At 70.4% G+C, this 1,924-nt stretch carries 1 protein-coding gene; it reads right to left on the bottom strand.

Annotated features, from left to right (window positions below):
- Positions 1–1,924: condensation domain-containing protein (locus tag OK17_RS19745; protein WP_461418471.1), on the bottom strand; the 1,924-nt coding region annotated here is incomplete at both ends.

Genomic DNA, 1,924 nt, shown 5'->3' with positions numbered 1-1,924 from the left:
CCCCAACTCCACCACCGCACCCCGAGACCAGTCCGCGATGGCGGCACGCTCGGTCGCGTCGGCGAGGTCGATGTCGCCGACCACCACCGTGTCGTCGGCGAGACCGGTGGTGAGGACGTCGACGATCCGCTCACCCAGCCGGCGGACGGTGCGGTCCTCGAAGAGGTCGGTGGCGTAGACGATCCGCCCGGACAGGGCGGTCAGGTCGCCGGCCGCGTCGCGAGCGGCCGTCATACCGATCATGAGGTCGAATCGCGCGGCGGGAACACCCGCCTCGACGGGCGTGACCGTCAGGCCGGGCACCGAGATGTCGCCGATCGCGGACTGTTCCAGTGTCAGCATCACCTGGGCGAGCGGTGCGAACGCCTCGCTGCGGGTCGGGGCGAGCACGTCGACGAGGTGCTCGAAGGGGACGTCGGCAGCGGCGAACGCGTCGAGGTCGGTGTCGCGGACCCGCCCGATGACCTCGCCGAACGTGGCACCCGGGTCGACCTGGGTGCGTAGGACAACGGTGTTGACGAACATGCCGACCAGGGCATCGAGTTCGGCGCGACCACGACCCGCGACCGGCGTCGCGAGTGCGATGTCGGAGGAGCCCGCCAGGCGGGACAGCACGACCGCGACGGCGGCGTGCAGCACCATGAACGCAGTGACCCCATGGCGGCGTGCGAACCCGTCGATCGACGACGCGAGTCCCTCGGGCACCTCGAATTCCACGACGGCACCGTGGAGCGATGCCACCGGCGGCCGCGGACGGTCGGTCGGCAGTTCGAGTACATCGGGCAGGTCCGCGAGCTCCTCCTGCCACCACCTGGCCCGGCGACCGAGCGCGGAGTCCGGATCGTCCACCGACCCGAGGACGCGCTGTTGCCAGAGTGCGACATCCGCGTACTGGACGTCCAGCGGGGGACGTCTGGGCGCATGTCCCGCCGTACGCGCGGCATAGGCGTGCGACAGGTCGTCGACGAGCGGTCGCAGGGATTCACCGTCCGCCGCGATGTGGTGGAGGACGACGACCAGGAGGTGGTCGTCGGACTCGGCGACGATCCCGGCACGGATCGGCAGGTCGCGGGTGACGTCGAAGCCGGTGGAGGTGAGGGTCTCGACGTCCTCATCGCACCACCACTGGTCCACGGTCACCTCATCGGCGGACGCGATGTCCTGCCATGGCCGACCGTCGAGGTCCTGCGGGTACCGGGTGCGCAGCACCTCGTGCCGGCTGATCACGTCGGCAAGGGCGGCGCGCAGGGCCACGGTGTCGAGCCGACCGCGCAGCCGCATCGCGAACGGGATGTTGTAGGCGGGTGACGCCGGATCGAACTGGTTGATGAACCACATCCGCTGCTGCGCCGCCGACAGGGGCGGGCGCGACGGACGCGGGATGGATCCCAGGTCCGGGAGGTCGTCACCGGAAGGCGCCGGCGCGACGACCGAGTCGTCACCGCGACGCTCGTCGACCCACTCGGCCATGGCACGGACGGACGGGGCGTCGAACAGTTCACGAACGGTGAACGGCAGCGAGAAGGTGTGCGAGAGCCGGGCGGCGACCCTGGTGGCGGACAACGAGTGCCCGCCGATCTCGAAGAAGCTGTCGGTGACCGACACCCGCTCGACGGCCTGGTCGAGGACGTCGGCGACGATCTCGACGATCAGGCGTTCGGTGTCCGACCCCGGCGCCACGATCTCACGCGGACCGAGCTCCGGTGCGGGAAGCGACTTCCGGTCGATCTTCCCGGATGTTCCGAGCGGCATGTCGTCGAGTACGACCACGGTGTCCGGAACCATGTACGGCGCGAGGCGGCGCGCCGCATGTTCACGTACCTGCGTCACGTCGGCATCCCCGGAGACGTAGGCGACGAGGAGGTCGTCGCGCACCAGAACCGCGGCGGCGACGACGCCGGGTGCGGTCTGCAGGACCGACTCG

This window comes from Gordonia sp. GN26, from assembly GCF_054823965.1.
This window is presented reverse-complemented; position numbering and strand designations above follow the sequence as displayed.